The following is a 22,091-nucleotide window of genomic DNA, read 5'->3' on the forward strand; positions in this document are numbered from 1 at the left end:
TTTTTAGTATGTAGTAAAATTAATAGTGTATTGTCGAATTTCCAAGGAAATAATCAAAAAATGGAGATGTTATGAAATGAGAGAGAAAATCGAGTTGGAGTTAGAAAGAATTGAAAAAGAGAATGATGTAAAAATTTTATTTGCGGTGGAATCAGGGAGTCGTGCTTGGGGGTTTCCATCGAAAGATAGCGATTATGATGTTAGGTTTGTTTATATACATCCGGTAGAATGGTATTTATCAATTCATGACAAACGAGATGTAATTGAATATCCAATTAGTGATGATTTAGATATAAGTGGTTGGGATATTAAAAAGGCGTTGCAACTATTCGCGAAGTCGAATCCTGCTTTACTTGAGTGGATTCGATCACCAATTTTTTATTCGAAAAACTCTAATTTTCCAGAACTACTTCAACAGATGAGTGAGAAGAATTTTGATCCAAAAGCAACGATATATCATTATTTACATATGGCGTCGAAAAATTATCGTGAATTTTTGCAAGGTGAGAATGTAAAGCTGAAAAAGTACTTTTATGTATTACGTCCCATTTTAGCTTGTAAGTGGCTAGAAGAGAAAACGACTTTACCTCCTGTAGAATTTGATCGATTAATTACAGAATTATCATTAGAACGTAGCGTATTAGATGAAATTGAAAAGTTGTTAATAAAGAAAAAAGCAGGTACTGAATTAGATGTTGGATTGAAAATTAAGGTGCTAAATCAATTTTTAGAAGAACAAATTCATTACTATCAGCAATATGTAAAAGGAATTGAAAAGGGATCAGGAATCGATATTGAGAGTTTAAATACATTGTTTCGAGATATGTTGTTTGAAGCATATGAAAAAGAGCACAAGTAAGTTTGTGCTCTTTTTATTTTGTAGGAATGAAGAAAACAGATATAGCTGCGATAAGACCTGCAAAGGAGAATAAGTAAAAATTCCATGCTAAGTCATATTGCATTGTCATAATAATACCGACGAGAATTGGGCCAGCAATTGCACCAACTCGGCCAAGCCCCAGTCCCCAGCCTAAGGAGGTAGCTCGGATATGTGATGGGAAGTATTGTGTTACATATGCATTTAATATTTGAGTAATACCGACTGATCCAATACCAGCAAGGCCAATTAAAAGATAAATGATTGTAACAGATGGTTTGATTGTTAATAGTCCGATACATATGGCTGCCATAAGATAAGAGATGCTAATAACAATTTTTGCTCCTATACGATCAGCAATTGCTCCAGCGAATAGTGCGCCGATAGCTGCGGTAATATTTAGCATAAGTAGAAATGACAGACTAGACCCAAGAGGATATCCTGCCTGGCGCATCATCTGTGGTAACCAAGTGTTTAAACCATATATTAAAAACATTCCCATTATATAAGTGATCCAAAAAAGTAGCGTTGCTTTTATGTATTCTTTTGAGAATAAAGTAAAAAATCCATTTTTCTTTCGTATAGTAGATGGGTCTTGATGAGTTTTATCTTTTACATGAAATTCAATTTGAAAACGATTAAGAATTTGGTTCACTTCTTCTTGGTGATTACGTGATAATAAAAATTGAATGGACTCGGGTAAATAGCGAATAATGAAAGGGATGAGGAGTAGTGGAATCATTCCGATACCAAACATAATTCTCCATCCGAAATCTTCTAACATAAGCATGGACAAAATAGCACCTAACACGATACCTAAAGGATAGCCAGTAAACATAAGAGCATAAATAAAAGATTGCCTTTTTTTTGGTGAATATTCAACAGTAAGTGCTGAAGCTGTTGGGATAACACCGCCTAATCCGATTCCTCCTATAAATCGAGATAATCCAAATAACTCAGGAGAAGGAGCGATAGCCGCTAAACCCATTGTGATAGAAAAAAGTGCTAAACAGCATATAAGCGTCCATTTACGCCCAATTAGATCTGTAATCGTTCCAACTAGAATAGCCCCAATAAACATCCCAAATAAAGCATAGCTTGCAATTGTACCAGCATGCGCTGGTGATAGCGCCCAGCTTTTGTCTTCTAGGAGCTTTGGTAGAACGGCACCGTAAATACCTAAATCATATCCATCAGCTAAAATGGCTAGCCAACAAATAAAAACAACAAGTTTTGTAATAGAGCTTGGAAAGATAGTTTCTGTAGATTCTAGATGAGGTGGAGCTGAAGGTTGCATAATATTCACCCCTTTTAATTTGTAGATGAATATATTATTTTATTTAATGTTAATATTTTCCTCCTTGTGTCGAATTTTATCTGAAAAGGGTTTATAACAAATAAAGAAGTTCAACAGTAATTTTGTTGAACTTCTTTATTTGTTTACTCATTATCAACTCGTTTTAACGGTTGATCTGCTGGGCCTTCAAGAACGTCTCCCTCAATTGAAAAACGAGAACCATGGCAAGGGCAATCCCAAGTACAATCACCATTATTCCATTCAACTTCACAGCCGAGATGTGTACAAGTTGTATCGACGATATGTAATTTTCCTTCTTTGTCCTTATAAGCACCTGCTCGTTTACCGTTAACATGTACGACAGATCCTTCACCAACTTCGAGATCTTCTGGCTTACGTAATGCGGTTTCAATCTTTCCTGCAATTAAATGTTTCGCAACATCAATGTTTTGGGAGAGGAACGTTTTTATATCTGGATTTGCATGGAAGCGTGATGGTGCATACAGTTCTTTATAGGGACTGTGAACTTTTAGGATGGAGTCCTTCAGTAGGTGAGCGGCAGCAGTTCCAGTTGTCATTCCCCATTTGCGATATCCAGTTGCAACAAATATATTTGGATTTCTTTCGTTAATATGTCCGATATAAGGAAGCTTATCTAGAGTAATTAAATCTTGTGCTGACCATCTATAAGGAACTTCATCTATTCCAAAAGTGGCTTCAGCAAAAGAATAGAGTGCTTCATAATGAAGCATCGTATTTATTCCCTGACCTGTTTTATGACTCTCTCCGCCAATCAAAATTAATTTTTCTCCATTGTTTGTTATATAGCGTAAGGAGCGCTTTGGATCATCAATACTTAAATACATGCCACCTGGATACTCCGTTTTTGCTTTTATTGCAAGAGCGTAGGAGCGTTCTGCGTACATTCGCGTAAAGAAAAAGCTATTCGCATCATAAAAAGGAAAATGTGAACAAGAGACGACATATTCACAAGTGATATGATGGCCCTCTTTTGTAATTATTTGTGAATAATCGCCCTTTTCCACATCCATAGCTGTTGTTTGTTCGTAGACCTTTCCGCCCATCTCCACAAACTTTTCTAAAAGTGTTTTTAAATAAAGAAGGGGATGGAATTGTGCTTGATTTTTCATTACAAGCGCAGATTGTACTGGAATAGGAATCGATAGAGATTGAACATAGTCACAAGGTATATTTAATTTTTGATAAGCTTCATATTCTTTCGATAAATTTCTTAATCCGTTATCAGTAGTTGTATATAAATATGAATCTTCATTTGAGAAATTACAGTCGATTTTATATGTTTGAACAGTTTTATTTATGAATTGTAGAGCCTGATTATTTGATTCATAGTAAAGCCGGGCCTTTTCTACACCGAAATGATTTATTAATTCATCATAAATAAGATCATGTTGTGCTGTTACTTTCGCTGTTGTATGCCCAGTCGTTCCATTTAAAATACGACCAGAATCAATTAAAACAACATCGATGCCTTCTTTTGCAAGTAAATAGGCAGTAGTAATACCTGTAATACCAGCACCGATAATAGCAACTTTCGTCTTTATATTTTCGGATAAACGAGGGAAAGTAGGAAACTGAGTAGATTCAATCCAATAAGATAGCGGCAGTTGTGGAAATGTATCACTTGTCATTGCGGAAACCTCCTGATTTTAGAACAATTTTCCTTTTAATATTTCCATATTATATGAAATTCATGTGTGTTGTTTTAGAAGTAGTCTATTTTTATTAAAAGAGGTTATAAATTATTTTAATATAATTAATTAGGTGGGGCATTATGATGTAGTAGGATTTATATAAAACTAAATTCAAGTGATTCTGTTTGTTGATTACATAGGGAGTTATTGAATGAGATAGAGTCTATGGCGTTTAAGAAAATGTCTATATATAGTGGGTAAATCCTTATGGAATCTATACATTTTCTTTAGTGAAATAAAGTATGATTATAAAAATATAACCACCTTTTATTACTAGGTCATAAAAGGTGTTGACAATATAGAAATTCTATTGTTATGATTCATCATGTGGAAAGGTTGATAGAGAGTAAAAAGAGAAATGTTTTTCATTGATAATAAAAGCGAAAAATAAGTGACGATAGAGTGAGTATATTTTCCTTATAATAGATGCTTTTTGGATCATCTAGTAAAATCAATCTGGAAGCAAGAATTGATATATGTAAGTTGCGCAAGGCGCGGCATAAGAAAGGAGCAAAAGGATGAAGGAGCTTCATACGTTTGGGTGGTATGCAGCACGTGTATCACCACATTTGCCGAAAAAAGCATTTAAACCAGTGCCTACTCGTTTATTTGGTGGACTGGCTTATTTGCTTGTGGCATTGGCGGGATTAATATCGATTGGTGTATTTGAATTGAATGTGTGGGCGAATCTAGGAATTGCGATTGTTCTTGGATTATGTTTTGCTTCACTAGGATTTTTAGGGCATGAAATTTTACATGGAACTGTTGTAAGAAAGGCATGGCTTCGTGACTTCTTAGGCGCGATTGCATTTATGCCATTATCAACAGGGCCAAAGCTTTGGAGAAAGTGGCATAATGCAACGCATCATGTTCATACACAGCATGAAGAGAATGATCCAGATGCATGGCCGACACTTGAGAAACTTAAGAAGAGTAAGTTTTTGAGTTGGGTATATCGTATGCCTTTACATGTACGTTCATTCTTTAGTTTTCTGTCACTAACAATTCAATTTACATTGCATTCGACTCGAATGTTCTTTCATTTTATAAAAGAGTTCAAGTCATCCAATCAAAAATCTGTATGGCTTCAACTTCTTTTGCCTTGGACAGTTTGGATTAGTTTATTGTTTATTATGGGACCTGGAAAATGGTTATTTGCATATGTCATTCCGTTGTTAATTGCTAACTTTATTGTAATGGCATATATCGCAACAAATCACCGCTTAAATCCAATTGTTCCAGTAAATGATCCGTTAGCAAACTGTTTGTCAGTAACAGTGCCGCGCTGGGTAGACGTTTTACATTTCAATTTCTCATATCATACAGAACATCATCTGTTTCCCGCTATGAGTTCTAAATACTATCCGTTAGTAAAAGAGAAGATTAAAGAAATGTGGCCGGAACGCTATCATGAGATGCCGATGACAAAAGCTTTGGCAGCGCTATGGAATACACCACGTGTGTATTATCAAGGAAGTGAATTAGTGGATCCGCATAGAGAGCATTTCTATGGTTCTTTAGGAAATGGACTAGATCCTCATAATATTTCATATCGTGAGGAACATATAGAGGAAGAAAAGAGTATTAAAAAAGTAAATCAGTAAAAATTAATATATTTTTGCAATGAAAAAGCAAGCCATCTCAGGCTTGCTTTTTCTTATAAAGAAACTTCCTTTTTGTTCTTTTTATGGACTTGGACGGAGTTAGTTTCTTTTCGTTGTAGTCGTTTTTCTAAAAGATTAACAAAATAAGTAAATAGAAGAACAAGTACGAGATAGTATATACCAACGATTATGTAAGTATCTAATTGTTGGAAGTTACCTGCTGCAATTGATAAACCTGATCCCCATAATTCGGACAGTCCTACGTAAGCGACAAGTGAAGAGTCTTTTAATCCGATAATAAATTGGTTTCCTAGAGGAGGAAGAGATAGACGAAATGCTTGTGGTAATATAATCCGGCGCATAGCTAAAGGGTAAGGCATACCTAAGGAGCGAGCGGCTTCTAATTGTCCCCGGTCGACGGATTGAATGGATCCTCGGAAAATTTCCGTAATATATGCACCGTTATGAATTGCTAAAGCGATTGCTCCTGCCCAAAAAGGGGAGAAAACAATGACAGATGTAATGCCAAAATAGAGGATTGCGATTTGAACGATTAAAGGTGTACCACGAATAATAGCAATATAGATATGAGCAATGCTATTTAAAACTTTATTATTCGAGATTCGAAAGAAAGCAAATAATAATCCAATTAATGAACCGAGTACTAGGGAGGTTAATGTTAATTGTAATGTGACAATAGTAGCCTTTAAGAGTGTGGGATAGGTAGAGATAAAAATTTCAAACATGCGTTTCACCTCATATTGTATAGATTTTAGTAGAGAATGAAGTGCCCCACATCAAATGAACATTTAATCAGTGGGGCACTGTTTATGAATCTTTTGAATGGCTAACTTACTTCGTTTTTTTCCTCTTCACCGAGAATATTACGCCCGAACCATTTTTTACTGATCTTTTCATACGTACCATCTTTAATGATTTCATCTAACGCTTTATTTACTTTCTCAACCATTTCTTTATCATCTTTGCGAATAGCAATTCCCATTTCATCAAGATTTAATGGTTTTCCAGCTTCTTTTATATTCGATTTTCCTTCTTTTATCATACGTAGACCAACCATTTGATCTGTAATTACTGCGTCAACACGCCCAGGCTCTAAATCCATAAGAGCAGTAATATCGCTGTCATATTCTGTGATTTGATCTGTATATTTTGCAACAAGATTTTTAAAGGTACTAGCCTTTACAACACCAATTTTCTTAGCTTTTAAATCTTCTGGAGAAGAGATAGCGTTATTCTTTTTAGCTACAAAAATTTGGGCGCCAGAGCGATAGTACGGATTTGAGAAACTAACAGCTTTTAAGCGCTCCTCTGTAATTGCCATACTACCCAGTATTACATCATATTTCTTCGCTTGAAGACCTTGAATCAGCGTTTCCCATGGGTTTGTAACTGGCGTAGCCTTCATGTTCATCTTTTTAGCAAGAGCTTCACCGATTTCTACATCAAAACCGACAAGTTTGCCGTCATTTTCTTTATAGTTAAAAGGTTTGTATAGTCCACTCATCGCATAGCGAAATTCTTTTTCACCATTTGTTGAAGTAGTAGAGCTTTCTTTGCTACAAGCTCCTAGTATGAAAGATGTACATAGTGTAATGCTAGCAACGATGGTTAATAGTTTCCTTTTCATAAAACCCCTCCTATATATTGATCATACGGATGGTTTTTTAGTATGTTATTGAAATATTTTATTTGGATGATTAGTTGTGCACCGTATGAATGTATTCCTTTTGGTTTGAAACAGAAGTTACATTATAAAACGTTGCGTAAAAATTGTTTTGCCCGTTCATGTGATGGAGCTGAAAAAAATTGTGCTGGCGGAGCATCTTCTACAATCTTTCCATCATCCATAAAGATGACGCGATCAGCTACATCTCTTGCGAAATTCATTTCATGAGTAACAATAACCATTGTCATCCCTTCTTCAGCAAGTTCTTTCATAACTTGCAATACTTCTCCAACAAGTTCAGGGTCTAAAGCTGAGGTAGGCTCATCAAATAGCATAATCTTAGGGCTCATTGCAAGAGCTCGTGCAATGGCAATGCGCTGTTTTTGACCACCTGAAAGAAGATGAGGAGTTACATCCGCTTTATCTTGAAGGCCGACTTTTTGGAGAAGTTGAGTTCCAATATCCTTTGCATTTGCTTTCTCTAATTTTTTTACGTGAATAGGTGCTTCTATGATGTTTTCTAGTGAGGTCATATGAGGAAAGAGGTTAAAGTGCTGAAAAACCATGCCGACATTTTCGCGGACTTTATTTAAATTTGAATGCTTTGGATCAATTCGCTCACCTTGTAAGTGAATTTCGCCTTCATCGTACATTTCTAAAAAGTTAAGACAGCGAAGTAATGTACTTTTACCAGAACCACTGGCACCAATTAAAACAACAACTTCTTTTTCTTTTACTTCTAAATCAATTCCTTTTAACACATCAAGTGAACCGAATGATTTTACTAGATTTCGAACTTGAATCATACAAAACCCCCAGTTAAAAATATATTTTACAAATGTTGCCCTGTATTTCTGTTATTAGTCATAAATTGTCAGAATCCTTTATTTTTTTCGTGCAATTTGATATTCAAAGAAATAATGATTTTTAAAATCTCTATATCCTTCTATAATGAAAATATGGATAATAATATATAGGTAGTATTTATATTGCTTATAAAAAGGGGGAAAGGGAAGATGGAAAAAGAAAGAAAAACATTTTCTTTTGGATTACGTACACAACTTATGCTATTCACTACAGTTTTAGCTTTCATTACATATTCAACAAGTATATTTTTTATTTACGTGATATACGATTATTTTCAAAGTTATGTAAGTCAAACTGTATATAATATTATTGTTATGTTATTAGGGGTAGTATGGTCTGGAATTTTAGCATATGGAGCAGCCGTATTTTTAATTAAACCGCTTCGCAAGTTAGAGGAAGCGGCAAGAAAAGCAGCTGAGGGTGATATTCGTGAAGATGTTCCATTACCGAAGACAGATGATGAAATTAAATCTTTAAGTGTTGCATTTAATATGATGTTAGGAAACTTAAGGGGCATGGTAAAAAATATTGATACAACATTTTCGTATACAAATAATCAAGTACAGCAGATTAGAAAACAAACAGGCGAAGCAACGAGACAAGCGCAAGGTGTATCTGAGACACTTGCAGAGATTTCTTCAGGCGCTGAGCAATCAGCGGCATCAATTCAAGCAATTGTTTCTGCTGTTGATACAACGACTTCTATTGCAAGTGAAGTAGAAGAAAAAGCGAAGCAGTCTGATACATTGTCTTCAGAAATGGTTGAAGCTTTAGGGCATAGTACTCGTGTCTTTACGTCTTTAATTCAAGGTATTCAAACATTGGCAAAAGAAAATGAAGATTCAATGCAAAATGTACAGAAGTTAGAAGAACGAATGAAACAAGTAGAACATATTGTGTCTGTTGTGAGTGCGATTGCTAGCCAAACGAATTTATTAGCACTAAATGCTTCTATTGAGGCAGCTCGCGCAGGAGAGCATGGAAGAGGCTTTGCGGTTGTTGCGGAAGAAGTACGTAAACTTGCTGATGAAAGTGATCATTCTGCAAGAAACATATCGCAGTTATTACGGAATATGCAAGATGAAGTACAACAAGTTGCAATGAAAATGACAGAACAAGTGAAAATAGCTAAAGAAGAGGCGAAACGTGGGGAAGCTACGGAATTAATTTTAAAAGAAATGTCATCAAGTGTTATGGAAGTAGCCGATGCAACTCAGCAAATTAGTAGTTATATGAATGAACAAGTGAGCCACATTCATCAAACAGGAGCACAAACAAAAGCTGTAGCAGCAATTGCTGAAGAAACGTCAGCTGGTTCGCAAGAAGTAGCACGTGTGACGCTACAACAATCTAAAAATATGATAGTAATCGATCAATTATTAAAGGATTTAGAGAAGCAAGCAACTGATTTGAAACAAACAATTGAACGATTTTCAATGTAAAAGGAAGAACAGAATATTGTTCTTCTCTTTTTTATTTAGCTTGATTTAATATTTACAGTTAAACTATGAACGTTTCCGCAACATTCTTTTCTGTCCCTTTCGGATGAAAATTATAGCGAGCTATAATATTAAAAGGGGTGTCTTTTATGAAAAAAGAAAAAAGACAACGGTTAATTAAACAATTTGTAAAGGAGTATGAAATAGATAAGCAAGAAAGATTAGTAGAATTGTTAGCAAAAAAAGATGTATTAGTAACACAAGCTACGGTTTCTCGCGATATTCGTGAGTTAAACTTAACGAAGGTACCTTCTCAAGAAGGATTAATGATATATAAAGTTTTCTCAGAAGAGCATTTACAAACTGATATAAAGTTAAAGAAAAAATTACGAGAAGTTGTTGTAAAAATTGATTGTGTAGATCAATTAATGGTTATTAAAACATTACCTGGTAATGCACATGTTATTGGTGTTTTATTTGATGAGTTAGATTGGAAAGAAAAAATAGGATGTATATGTGGAAATGATACATGCCTTATAATTTCACAGTCGAAATCAGATAGGGAGATTATAGAAGAAAGATTAAATTTAATTATTTAGATGCAAAAATCCTGTTTTTAATAAAATTAAAAACAGGATTTTTGTTTAAATACGGAAGTTAAATATTCAATATATATGCGTAATATATGTATTTTTTATTGAGAAAGCAAGATAGTTTGTTATAAAAATACATATTCGTATGATTTTAAAAAAATAACTTGTTTAATATTTCACAATGATAATGTGGATGCTTTCACAAAGATGAAAGTACAGAGCATTTATTATGTACTTGTAAGACATCAAACATATTTAAAAGGAGGTACAACAAATGAAACATCCGATACATGTTACTTCAGAAATTGGGGAATTACAAACGGTTTTATTAAAACGACCGGGTAAAGAAGTGGAAAACTTGACGCCAGATTATTTGCAGCAATTATTATTTGACGATATTCCATACTTACCAATTATTCAAAAAGAGCATGATTATTTTGCACAAACGTTACGCAATCGGGGTGTTGAAGTTCTTTATTTAGAAAAACTAGCCGCTGAGGCGTTAGTAGATAAAAAACTTCGAGAAGAATTTGTTGATCGTATTTTAAAAGAAGGACAGGCCGACGTAAATGTTGCACATCAAACTTTAAAAGAATATTTACTTTCCTTTTCAAATGAAGAATTAATTCAAAAAATTATGGGCGGTGTACGGAAAAACGAAATTGAAACAAGTAAGAAGACACATTTATATGAATTAATGGAAGATCACTATCCGTTTTACTTAGATCCAATGCCTAATTTATATTTTACTCGTGACCCAGCAGCTAGCGTGGGCGATGGCTTAACGATAAATAAGATGAGAGAACCAGCGCGTAGACGTGAATCATTATTCATGGAGTACATCATTAAATATCATCCAAGATTTGCAAAACATAATGTACCAATCTGGTTAGATCGTGATTATAAATTTCCAATTGAAGGTGGCGACGAGCTAATTTTAAATGAAGAAACAATTGCGATTGGAGTATCTGCTCGTACTTCAGCTAAAGCAATTGAACGTTTAGCTAAAAATCTTTTTAGCCGACAAAATAAAATTAAGAAAGTGTTAGCAATAGAAATTCCAAAATGTCGAGCATTTATGCATTTAGATACAGTATTTACAATGGTTGATTATGACAAGTTTACAATTCACCCAGCCATTCAAGGGCCAAAAGGGAATATGAATATTTATATTTTAGAAAAAGGATCAGATGAGGAAACTCTTAAAATTACACATCGTACTTCTTTAATGGAAGCATTAAAAGAGGTATTAGGCTTAAGTGAATTAGTTCTTATTCCATGTGGAGGAGGAGATGTAATTGCTTCTGCTCGTGAACAATGGAATGATGGCTCGAACACATTAGCAATTGCGCCAGGTGTAGTTGTTACATATGATCGTAACTATGTATCTAATACGTTATTACGTGAACACGGTATAGAAGTGATTGAGGTGCTAAGTTCGGAATTATCTCGTGGTCGTGGGGGTCCACGTTGCATGAGTATGCCAATTGTTCGTAAAGATATTTAGTATAAATAACGGAGAAAGTAGGGATGAATTATGTTAATGACTAGACCAAATTTAAAAGGAAGAAGCTTTCTAGCAGAAAAAGATTTTACACAAGAAGAATTGTTATATTTTCTAGATTTGGCAGCAGAATTAAAAGAGAAAAAGAAAAACGGTATCCCGCATCATTATTTAGAAGGTAAAAATGTAGCGCTCTTATTTGAAAAAACTTCTACTCGTACGCGTTGTGCATTTACAGTAGCATGTACAGATTTAGGGGCAAATCCTGAATATTTAGGGAAAGGTGATATTCAACTTGGGAAAAAAGAATCTGTAGAGGATACAGCAAAAGTGTTAGGGCGTATGTTTGACGGAATTGAGTTTCGTGGATTTAATCATGAAACTGTAGAATCTTTAGCACAAAATTCTGGTGTGCCAGTTTGGAATGGATTAACAGATATGTGGCATCCAACACAAACACTAGCAGATTTATTAACAATTAGAGAACATATAGGGAAATTGAAAAATGTGAAGCTCGTTTACGTTGGCGATGGGCGAAATAATGTTGCTAATAGCTTACTAGTTGGTGGAGCAATCGTTGGAATGGATGTACGTATTTGTACACCGGAATCTTTATGGCCTGCACAAGAAGTAATTGATTTAGCAAAAAAATATAATGAACAAGTAATGATAACAAGTAATGTGGAAGAAGCTGTTGCGAATGCAGATGTAATTTATACAGATGTATGGGTGTCTATGGGGGAAGAAGAAAAATTTGCTGAACGTGTCGAGTTATTGAAACCTTATCAAGTAAATATGAAAATGATTAAAGCAACAGGGAATGAAAACGTGATTTTCTTACATTGTTTACCTGCATTTCATGATGTTGAAACGATGTATGGCGAAGAAGTTTATGAGAAATATGGGTTGAAAGAAATGGAGGTAACTGACGAAGTATTCCGCAGTAAACATTCAAAAGTATTTGATCAAGCTGAAAATAGAATGCATACAATTAAAGCGGTTATGGCAGCTACTTTAGGAAACATGGAGTAAAGAAGAAAGGGAGTCTTCCTTTCTTCTTTCTCCTCCTTTAGACACTATCATTCACTATTGCTTTTGTATTGTTATTGCAATTAAAGAGAGGTGAGTGGAATGGGTGAAGATAAGAAATTAGGGTTGTTTACACTAACGGCTCTTGTAGTTGGGTCTATGATTGGCGGTGGAGCCTTTAATTTAGCGAGTGATATGGCAAAAGGTGCTGGTGCTGGAGCCATTATTATTGGCTGGGTTATAACAGGAATTGGGATGATCGCACTCGGATTATCTTTTCAAAATCTAACTGTAAAACGGCCAGATTTAGATGGTGGTATTTTTAGCTATGCAAAAGCAGGGTTTGGTAATTTTATGGGGTTTAATAGTGCGTGGGGATACTGGCTATCTGCTTGGCTTGGGAATGTAGCTTACGGTACATTATTGTTTTCTTCATTAGGATATTTCTTCCCGATCTTTGAAGGCGGTCAAAATGTAGAATCCATTATTGGTGCAAGCGTATTATTATGGTGTGTTCACATGTTAATTTTACGTGGAGTTCAATCAGCAGCCCTTGTGAATTTAGTAACTACAATCGCAAAATTAGTACCTGTATTTGTATTTATTGTCATAGGAATCTTTGCGTTTCATATTGATACGTTCTTAGATGGATTTTGGGGGCAAACTGGTTCTTTTTCATGGGGAGCAGTTGGCAGCCAAGTTAAAAGTACAATGCTTGTAACTTTATGGGTATTTATTGGGGTAGAAGGGGCTGTTGTTTTATCCAGTCGAGCAAAAAATAGAAGTGATGTAGGGAAAGCAACCGTTATTGGCTTAATTGGTACACTCATCATTTACATTTTAATCACATTATTGTCTCTTGGACTTATGCAGCAAGCAGACATTGCAGGTTTGAAAAATCCGGCTATGGCTTATTTGTTTGAAAGTGTTGTTGGAAAATGGGGTGCTATCTTTATTAATTTAGGTTTAGTCATCTCTGTATTAGGTGCTTGGTTAGGTTGGACTTTGCTCGCTTCTGAAATTCCATATTTAGCGGCTAAAGATGGAGTATTTCCAAAATGGTTCGCAAAAGAAAATAAAAATAAGGCTCCAGTAAATTCATTATGGATAACAAATGGTTTAATACAAATATTCTTGTTAACATTCGTCGTTTCTGATCAGGCGTATAACTTTGCATTCTCTTTAGCATCTTCAGCTATTTTAATCCCATATGCTTTTTCAGCATTTTATCAACTGAAGCATAGCTTAAAGTCTGAAGAAGCAGATCGAAATAAAAATATAATAATTGGCTTGATCGCAAGTATTTATGGCGTGTGGTTAGTTTATGCAGCCGGTTTAGAGTATTTATTATTAACAATGACTTTATATGCGCCAGGTATTTTTATTTTTTACAATGTTCAAAAGCAAAAGAGTTCGAAGCAAATATTTACTCGAGTGGAATTAGCATCATCCGTAGCAATTGGTGCTTTAGCATTCTTTGCGATTTATGGATTAATTACAGGCAGTATTACTTTATAAAGCGCTGTGAAAGCGAAATCAACTGGAGGGCTGGAATATGGCACGAAGAAAAATTGTAGTTGCACTAGGGGGAAATGCGATACAGTCTGGAGAAGCTACTGCGGGAGCGCAGCAAGAAGCGTTGGAAAAAACGGCAGAACAACTTGTGAAAATAATGGAAAATGATGTGGATATAGTAATTGCGCATGGAAATGGCCCACAAGTGGGGAATATTTTATTACAGCAAAAAGCTGCAGAAACGGAAAAGACACCTGCAATGCCATTAGATACTTGTGGGGCAATGAGCCAAGGGATGATTGGATATTGGATGGAAAATGCAATTGAAAAGGCATTGAAAAAACGGAATATAAACAAAGATGTAGCAACGGTTATAACACGTGTTGTTGTGGATAAAAAAGATGAGGCATTTAAAAATCCAACTAAACCAATTGGTCCTTTTTATACAGAAGAAGAGGCCAGAAAATTAATGGATGAAACAAAAGCAGTGTTTAAAGAAGATGCTGGTAGAGGATGGAGACGTGTTGTTCCATCACCGAAGCCTGTAAGTATTCATGAACATAAAGTGATTAATTCTTTGGTCGAAGATGGAAACATAGTGATAGCTGTGGGCGGAGGTGGAATTCCAGTAATTGATTCTGAAGAAGGGTTAAAAGGAACTGAAGCGGTTATCGATAAAGATTTCGCTGCGCAGAAATTAGCAGAATTAGTAGATGCCGATACGCTCGTTATTTTAACTGCAGTTGATTATGTGTATGTAAATTATAATCAACCGAATCAAAAAAAATTAGAGCATGTCACAGTGAATCAATTAGAAGAATATATTGAAGAACAACAATTTGCTGCGGGAAGCATGCTTCCAAAAATCGAAGCTGCTATTAATTTTGTTAATACAAATCCAAAAAGAAAAACGATTATTACGTCTTTAGAAAAAGTATATGAAGCACTAGAAGAAAAAGCCGGTACTATTATTTCAAAACAGAATGTATGCATGTATGTTTAAATTATTATGTACGCTACTTAGTAGTAAAAAAAGAATGAGGTTAATAACTTCATTCTTTTTATTTATTAATATTTTTTGTACTCATTGTTCATAAAGTTTTCATGATGAAATCTGAATATACAAGTTAATTATGATAAAATTCAAATTGAATACGCTTTCTTGATTTTTCGCTCCAACATACAGCAAGAGAGAGGGAATTTTATGAATAGACGGAACGTAGTGAAAGACTTAAAGCAGTTCGAATTATTTGCTCATTTAACAGAAAAAAAATTGAAAGGCTTAACAGAGTTTGTTTATTGGCGAACTTATAAAAAAGGTCAATTTTTATTTTTAGAAGGGGATTCAAGGGAAAGAATTTACTTCATGTTAGATGGTTTTGTAAAGTTAGAGCGGGTTAATCAAAATGGGAACTTATTATACGATGACTATGTAAAGCGGTATTCTATTTTTCCTTATGGTGGTATGTTTACAGACAGAGGATATAACTATACAGCAGAAGCAATGACGGATGTGGAGGTATATTATATTCCAACGGTAATCTTTGAAGATATGGTAAAGTCCAGCAGAACACAATTGATGTACGTTGTTCAGCAATTATCATCTATATTAAAATTGAACGAAAATCGAGTGCAAAATATTACAATTCCTAATGCACAAGATCGTGTTATCCAAACGTTAAATTATTTAATGCAGGATTTAGGAGAACAGAGTGGAGAAAAGATTGTAATTTCATGTCCACTTACAACAATTGAAATATCCAAAATATCTGGAACATCTCGAGAGACAGTTAGCAGCGTATTAAAACAATTAAAAAATGATAGCATTGTTACAATTTTAGATAAAAAAATTACAATACATGATCCAACATATTTTGAAGAAATCTCTATGTGAAAATTGTATATTGATTTTTTAATTCGTAGTGTATATTAATAAGGTTCTTTATATATTTATAAGGAACTTTTTTACGTTATCCTCTATAAAAAGATTGTATAGTATGGTAATAATAGCTAAAATCGATAATAAAATACAAAGTGAAGGGGAGAAAGAATGATTCGTATTGAGTATGATCGATTAGTAGCTATTTGTTACAGTATAGGGGTTTTGTTATTATTAAAAATTCCAAATGATAATGAATTAATTGGGGAAAAACTATTCAATGTCTATAAGATTCCGATACATACGTATGTTTATATGGATTATAAAGTCTCAAATATATTGATTGTTTCTTTCATACTACATGTAATTGCATTTATATTATTTTTAAAATGGCTAGGAAAAAAGGAGTCTAGTACATTTAGAAAAATGAATAAAATAAAAGTAGTAGGTACTAGTATTTTGATTGTAATGATGCCATTTATTTTAAATACAATCCTCCAGACATTGAATAAAACATGGTATTATGCAGGAAAAACAGGGGTAGAAGCAATAGAATATAAAAAAGAAGATAGCCAGTGTAGAATGGAGAAAAATGGAGAGAATATCCAACCGAAGTGCATTGTTACTTTAAAAAATTATCGTAATCATTCACAAGCATTAAAAGTTGTTTTATATGATAATGCAAACGAGAATTCAAAAAGCTATCCAGTACCGAAACCAGTCTATTTACAAAAACATGAGACAAAGCAATTTGAATTTCAAGTTCCTGTTTCTTATAATAGAGGTATTGAAAAAGATAAAGTACCAAATATTAAATTACATTCATTGCATGAAAATGATACGAAATACAATTAATCTGTAAGTAAAAGTTTATGAGTAGGAGCAAGAATTTGAAACGATATAGAAAATCAACTTGAATCATCCAACATACTGCGAGGTAACGGTATATTGGATGATTTTTTTATGTTATCCCCTTTTTTCACGTATGAAAAGGAGGAATACTTTGTTGGAAATGAAAAACATCACAAGGATCATACATGGTTTTTACTTTACGTAATCTGTGAAAGTTAGAGCCATAATAACTAGTTTGCCAATTTTTAATGTCGATATCGGGCCAGTTCACATAGTCACCTAGTGTATAAGGATCTAAGCTTTCTCGTAAACCTTTAACCCAGCGTATATTTCGATTTTCTTCATCATCGCATTTCCAAGAGGTAATGTATTCTTGAGCAATAATTGCTTTACGATGAAAATAAGCCGTTTCATTCGGCGAAATATTTTCAACAGCACCTATGAGCGATTGATGCCAAATACTAGCATCTTTATTTGGTGCATGAGAAAGAAAGGATTGCATGATTTGAATGCCTTTAAGGGGAATAGGTTTATAGACATAGGAACCAGAGCGCTTAAAATTTTCAGGGATGTTACCTCCATTAAAAAATTCAACAGCCTTTATATAAGGAACTTCTTCTATAAAGAGAGAGGGGCTACCAGTTTCAAGAAGAGGGGATAATAGGGAATGGAGTTCAGAGGGAGAACCGACAAACTCGCCTTGTGCTTCAATTTTATTTCGTTGCTTGGCGAATAATTCGATCGATGAAGTGAGACGTTCATCTATATAAGGTGCCCAGTTTTGCCACGCTTGAAATGCAGCAATAAAGTCTTCCCATTCCCATGTAATTGAGAAAATTGATACATTTTTTATCGGGTGGACTCGAAAAGTTAAGGAAGTGACAATTCCGAAGTTTCCACCACCGCCACCACGGCATGCCCAAAAAAGGTTAGAGTTTTCTTGTTCATTTGCACGAATGAGTTTTGCACCAAATTTTCCACACGCTTGTACCATTTCCACTTCCATTAATTGATCACATGTTAATCCAAATAAGCGCGAAAGCATACCAATACCACCGCCAAGTGCTAATCCAACAACTCCAACGCTTGCACTTGTACCAGCAGGAATTGTAACACCGTAATTCCAAAGTTCTTTATAAACAGTGCCAAGATTTGCACCAGCCTCAATTGTTGCTGTTAATTTCTCTGTATTAACAGTAATGCGATGCATTTCACTCACATCAATAATAAGTCCTCTATTTAAAAGAGAAAAATTTTCATAGCTATGACGTCCACTTCTTAACCGAAATGGTATATGACGTTCACGTGCCCATTTTAAGGCGTTACAGACATCCTTGTTATTTTGACAAAAAACAATAATACAAGGGAGTTTTGGAATACTTAAATTTAAATTCATTCGGGCTACGTCGTAGTCAGGATCTGTGGGAACAACGATACGACCTGTTAATTTTGTTTGCTTCAATTTATTACTCCTTTCTAAAATAATCAGAGTTTTTTATTAATATATGAAAAATGTCTGTAATACGCGTGGACAAGGAGAGGTGAAGAATGAGATTTACCTTTGTGAGAAATAAATAAAGCATAAGAATAAAGAATCTACATAGAGTTCAATGAAAACAGTTGCAAACTGTTCATATTTTGTTATGATAGTGTTACGAAAACGTTTGCATAAAATTTCCGATGGGATGCAAAAGGAGAGAATGACTATGAATAAGACATGGTGGAAAGAAGCGGTTGCTTATCAAATTTATCCACGAAGCTTTATGGATTCAAATGGTGATGGTATTGGAGATTTACAAGGTATTATTGCAAAACTGGATTATTTAAAAGATTTAGGTATAGATGTAATTTGGATTTGTCCAATGTATAAGTCGCCTAATGATGATAATGGTTATGATATTAGTGATTATCAAGATATTATGGATGAGTTTGGTACAATGGCAGACTTTGATGCTTTACTAGATGAAGTTCATAAGCGTGATATGAAGCTTATTATTGATTTAGTTATTAATCATACGAGTGATGAACATCCATGGTTTATTGAATCACGTTCATCTAAAGATAATCCGAAGCGTGATTGGTATATTTGGCATGATGGTAAAGATGGTGCGGAGCCAAACAACTGGGAAAGTATTTTTAATGGTTCGGCATGGGAATATGATGAAGAAACAGAACAATATTATTTACATTTATTCTCACGTAAACAACCAGATTTAAACTGGGAGAATAAAGAAGTTCGCGAAGTACTATACGATACGGTTAATTGGTGGCTTGATAAAGGTATTGATGGTTTCCGCGTTGATGCGATCAGTCATATTAAAAAAGAAGAAGGCCTCAAGGATATGCCAAATCCAAAAGGGTTAAAATATGTGCCATCTTTTGATAAACATATGAATGTGAAAGGTATTCAACCTTTATTAGAAGAGCTAAAAGAAAATACATTCTCTAAGTACGATATTATGACTGTTGGTGAAGCAAATGGTGTTAAGATTGAAGATGCTGAGCTTTGGGTTGGAGAAGAGCAAGGTAAGTTCAATATGGTATTCCAATTTGAACATTTAAGTTTATGGGATGCAGAGAAGAAGAAAGACCTTGATGTTGTAGGATTGAAAAAAGTATTAACGAAATGGCAAAAAGGATTAGAAAATAAAGGATGGAACGCTTTATATATTGAGAATCACGATAAACCACGTATCGTTTCAACATGGGGAGATGATAAACAATATTGGCGTGAAAGTGCAACAGCTCTAGGGGCGATGTATTTCTTTATGCACGGTACACCTTTTATTTATCAAGGCCAAGAAATTGGTATGACAAATGTTCAGTTACCAAATATTGAAGATTACGATGATGTAGCAATTAAAAATTTATATCGCGAGAAAATTGCAGAGGGCGTACCACATCAGGATATGATGGAGATTATATGGGCTTCTTGCCGCGATAATTCACGTACACCTATGCAGTGGAATGATGAGATGAATGCTGGTTTCACAACAAGTACACCTTGGTTTAGCATGAATCCAAATTACAAAGAAATTAATGTTGAAAAGCAAAAAAATGAAGAAAAGTCTATTTTTAATTTCTATAAGAAAATGATTGCCCTGAAAAAAGAGCACGATGTACTGAACTATGGTACGTATGATTTACTTTTAGAAGACGATCCACAAATTTATGCATATACACGTACGTTACAGGATGAAAAAGTCATTGTAATTAGTAATATCTCAAAAGAGGAAGCTGTGTATAATGAGGGTTCATTTGCACTAGAACGCAAACGTTTGCTTTTAAATAACTATGAAGTTGCGGAACATGAAGAAGTAACAACAATTGCTTTAAAGCCTTATGAAACAAGGGTTTATCGCATTTCATAATAAAAAAGGATGCTCTTTGAGCATCTTTTTTTATGAAAAAAAATAAATTTCTATTGCAAAGTGAAAACGCTTTTATTAAAATAGATTTATGAAAACGGTTGCGTAAAGGATAAAAATAAAGTAACATAAGGAATCGTTTTCATAAAGGGAACAGAAATTATAATTTAAATCATTATGTTTTTATAAATAAAGGGGAGGAAGAACAGATGAAAATTACGTCTTTTGATTTTTGGCAAAAGTTCGGGAAAGCGTTATTAGTTGTTGTAGCCGTAATGCCAGCAGCTGGTTTAATGATTTCCATCGGTAAGTTAATTGGTATGTCTGCTGGGGATGTTAACGCAGTTCATACAATCGCTCGCGTAATGGAAGACATCGGTTGGGCAATCATTACAAATCTACACATCTTATTCGCAGTAGCAATTGGGGGATCTTGGGCGAAAGATCGCGCGGGTGGTGCATTTGCAGCGCTATTAGCATTCGTCTTAACAAACCGAATTACAGGAGCTATATTTGGGGTAAACGCTGAAATGTTAGCGGATTCAAAAGCGAAAGTTTCTTCAGTAATAGCGGGAGATTTAATTGTAAAAGATTACTTTACTTCTGTACTTGGTGCACCTGCATTAAACATGGGAGTGTTCGTAGGGATCATCACAGGTTTCTTAGGAGCTACTTTATATAACAAATATTATAACTATAATAAACTGCCACAGGCATTAGCATTCTTTAATGGAAAACGATTTGTACCATTCGTTGTAATTCTTTGGTCTACAGTTACTGCGATTGTATTATCACTTCTATGGCCATTCATCCAAAGTGGGTTAAATGAATTTGGTCGCTGGATTGCAGCTTCAAAAGATAGTGCACCAGTTGTTGCACCGTTTGTATATGGAACGTTAGAGCGTTTATTATTACCATTTGGTTTACACCATATGTTAACGATTCCGATGAACTATACAGAGCTAGGCGGAACATATACGATGCTAACTGGTTCAAAAGTTGGACAAGTTGTAGCAGGACAAGATCCATTATGGCTTGCATGGATTACAGATTTAAATAATTTATTAGCAAATGGAGATACGAAGGCATATAACGATTTATTAAATAACGTTGTACCAGCTCGTTTCAAAGCTGGACAAGTTATCGGCTCAACAGCAGCTTTAATGGGAATTGCATTTGCGATGTTCCGTAACGTTGATAAAGAAAAGCGTGCAAAATATAAACCAATGTTTTTATCAGCAGCATTAGCAGTATTCTTAACAGGTGTAACAGAACCAATTGAATTCATGTTCATGTTTATTGCTCCAGTATTATATGTTGTATATGCTATTACAACAGGACTTGCATTCGCGCTAGCTGATTTAATTAACTTACGTGTTCATGCATTTGGATTTATTGAGTTAATTACTCGTACGCCAATGATGGTTAACGCAGGTTTAACAAGAGACTTAATCAACTTTGTTATTGTTTCATTAGTGTTCTTCGGTCTTAACTTTACACTATTTAATTTCTTAATTAAAAAATTCAATTTACCAACACCAGGGCGTGCAGGTAACTATATTGATAATGAAGATGAGGCATCAGAAGGAACAGGAAATGTACAAGACGGTTCATTAGCAACAAAAGTTATCGATTTATTAGGTGGAAAAGAAAATATTGCTGACGTAGATGCTTGTATGACACGCTTACGTGTAACAGTAAAAGATTTAGATGTTGTTGCACCAGAAGCACAGTGGAAACAAAATGGTGCTTTAGGGCTTATTGTAAAAGATAAAGGTGTACAAGCGGTATATGGTCCGAAAGCTGACGTATTAAAGTCAGACATTCAAGATATGTTAGGTGCGTAA

At 34.5% G+C, this 22,091-nt stretch carries 17 protein-coding genes and 2 pseudogenes; 13 read left to right on the forward strand and 6 right to left on the reverse strand.

All coding sequences use genetic code 11. The annotated features are described in order from the left end of the window. Positions 1-76: 76 nt before the first annotated feature. A complete protein-coding gene (locus ACTFR3_RS21120; protein WP_001208237.1) occupies positions 77-859 on the forward strand; it encodes a nucleotidyltransferase domain-containing protein in 783 nt (260 codons plus the stop codon). A gap of 13 nt (positions 860-872) precedes the next feature. Here the strand turns inward: ACTFR3_RS21120 and ACTFR3_RS21125 are convergent, their stop codons facing one another. Together ACTFR3_RS21125 and ACTFR3_RS21130 are read right to left on the reverse strand one after the other, a co-directional pair. Continuing rightward, positions 873-2,174 carry an MFS transporter gene (locus tag ACTFR3_RS21125; protein WP_001183078.1) on the reverse strand — a complete coding sequence of 434 codons (1,302 nt, stop codon included), beginning with the start codon at positions 2,172-2,174 and terminating at the stop codon, positions 873-875. Positions 2,175-2,317: 143 nt separating this feature from the next. Then, positions 2,318-3,844, reverse strand: coding sequence for an FAD-dependent oxidoreductase (locus ACTFR3_RS21130; protein ID WP_000199986.1), 1,527 nt, complete (start codon positions 3,842-3,844; stop codon positions 2,318-2,320). 581 nt (positions 3,845-4,425) lie between these two features. Between ACTFR3_RS21130 and ACTFR3_RS21135 the strand changes: the two genes are divergently transcribed. After that, positions 4,426-5,511: a fatty acid desaturase family protein gene (locus ACTFR3_RS21135; protein ID WP_000661226.1), complete on the forward strand. Its 1,086-nt coding sequence runs from the start codon at positions 4,426-4,428 to the stop codon at positions 5,509-5,511. A 53-nt stretch (positions 5,512-5,564) separates the two neighbouring features. On the opposite strand, the gene ACTFR3_RS21140 is transcribed toward ACTFR3_RS21135, so the two are convergent. From ACTFR3_RS21140 to ACTFR3_RS21150, 3 genes are all read right to left on the reverse strand, one after another. Next, entirely contained in the window at positions 5,565-6,257 is a 693-nt protein-coding gene (locus tag ACTFR3_RS21140; protein ID WP_063220695.1) for an amino acid ABC transporter permease, read from the reverse strand. Between the two features lie 101 nt (positions 6,258-6,358). Then, the gene (locus ACTFR3_RS21145) at positions 6,359-7,159 is read right to left on the reverse strand and encodes an ABC transporter substrate-binding protein (protein WP_440044801.1); all 801 of its coding nucleotides are present in this window, start codon (positions 7,157-7,159) and stop codon (positions 6,359-6,361) included. A 122-nt stretch (positions 7,160-7,281) separates the two neighbouring features. Beyond that, complete coding sequence (locus ACTFR3_RS21150; RefSeq protein ID WP_000616925.1) at positions 7,282-8,004, reverse strand: amino acid ABC transporter ATP-binding protein; 723 nt, start codon at positions 8,002-8,004, stop codon at positions 7,282-7,284. 375 nt (positions 8,005-8,379) lie between these two features. On the opposite strand from ACTFR3_RS21150, the pseudogene ACTFR3_RS21155 reads away from it, so the two are divergent. The 9 genes and pseudogenes from ACTFR3_RS21155 to ACTFR3_RS21195 all read left to right on the forward strand — a co-directional run. Next, a pseudogene (locus ACTFR3_RS21155) lies at positions 8,380-8,565 on the forward strand (HAMP domain-containing protein); the annotation flags it as partial. Between the two features lie 369 nt (positions 8,566-8,934). Continuing rightward, a pseudogene (locus tag ACTFR3_RS21160) lies at positions 8,935-9,507 on the forward strand (methyl-accepting chemotaxis protein); the annotation flags it as partial. Between the two features lie 146 nt (positions 9,508-9,653). Then, positions 9,654-10,103: an arginine repressor gene (argR, locus tag ACTFR3_RS21165; RefSeq protein ID WP_000711826.1), complete on the forward strand. Its 450-nt coding sequence runs from the start codon at positions 9,654-9,656 to the stop codon at positions 10,101-10,103. A gap of 268 nt (positions 10,104-10,371) precedes the next feature. After that, positions 10,372-11,604: an arginine deiminase gene (gene arcA, locus ACTFR3_RS21170; protein WP_000682331.1), complete on the forward strand. Its 1,233-nt coding sequence runs from the start codon at positions 10,372-10,374 to the stop codon at positions 11,602-11,604. Positions 11,605-11,634: 30 nt separating this feature from the next. Further along, positions 11,635-12,633 carry an ornithine carbamoyltransferase gene (gene argF / locus ACTFR3_RS21175; RefSeq protein ID WP_000930289.1) on the forward strand — a complete coding sequence of 333 codons (999 nt, stop codon included), beginning with the start codon at positions 11,635-11,637 and terminating at the stop codon, positions 12,631-12,633. A gap of 99 nt (positions 12,634-12,732) precedes the next feature. After that, positions 12,733-14,148 carry an arginine-ornithine antiporter gene (gene arcD, locus ACTFR3_RS21180; protein WP_000503412.1) on the forward strand — a complete coding sequence of 472 codons (1,416 nt, stop codon included), beginning with the start codon at positions 12,733-12,735 and terminating at the stop codon, positions 14,146-14,148. Positions 14,149-14,185: 37 nt separating this feature from the next. Beyond that, positions 14,186-15,148: a carbamate kinase gene (gene arcC, locus ACTFR3_RS21185; protein WP_000113951.1), complete on the forward strand. Its 963-nt coding sequence runs from the start codon at positions 14,186-14,188 to the stop codon at positions 15,146-15,148. Between the two features lie 201 nt (positions 15,149-15,349). Continuing rightward, on the forward strand, positions 15,350-16,039 hold the full coding sequence (locus ACTFR3_RS21190; protein WP_001081905.1) for a Crp/Fnr family transcriptional regulator: 690 nt from the start codon (positions 15,350-15,352) through the stop codon (positions 16,037-16,039). 156 nt (positions 16,040-16,195) lie between these two features. Continuing rightward, positions 16,196-16,879, forward strand: coding sequence for a hypothetical protein (locus ACTFR3_RS21195; RefSeq protein ID WP_000619186.1), 684 nt, complete (start codon positions 16,196-16,198; stop codon positions 16,877-16,879). 124 nt (positions 16,880-17,003) lie between these two features. Here ACTFR3_RS21195 and ACTFR3_RS21200 read toward each other — a convergent pair whose 3' ends face one another. After that, complete coding sequence (locus ACTFR3_RS21200; RefSeq protein ID WP_000814898.1) at positions 17,004-18,338, reverse strand: FAD-dependent oxidoreductase; 1,335 nt, start codon at positions 18,336-18,338, stop codon at positions 17,004-17,006. A 244-nt stretch (positions 18,339-18,582) separates the two neighbouring features. On the opposite strand from ACTFR3_RS21200, the gene ACTFR3_RS21205 reads away from it, so the two are divergent. Beyond that, positions 18,583-20,247 carry a glycoside hydrolase family 13 protein gene (locus tag ACTFR3_RS21205; protein WP_001044710.1) on the forward strand — a complete coding sequence of 555 codons (1,665 nt, stop codon included), beginning with the start codon at positions 18,583-18,585 and terminating at the stop codon, positions 20,245-20,247. A 206-nt stretch (positions 20,248-20,453) separates the two neighbouring features. Continuing rightward, a complete protein-coding gene (locus ACTFR3_RS21210; RefSeq protein WP_000705560.1) occupies positions 20,454-22,091 on the forward strand; it encodes a PTS transporter subunit IIBC in 1,638 nt (545 codons plus the stop codon).

This window comes from Bacillus cereus group sp. MYBK14-1 (assembly GCF_051916885.1).
Taxonomy (GTDB): Bacteria; Bacillota; Bacilli; order Bacillales; family Bacillaceae_G; genus Bacillus_A; species Bacillus_A cereus.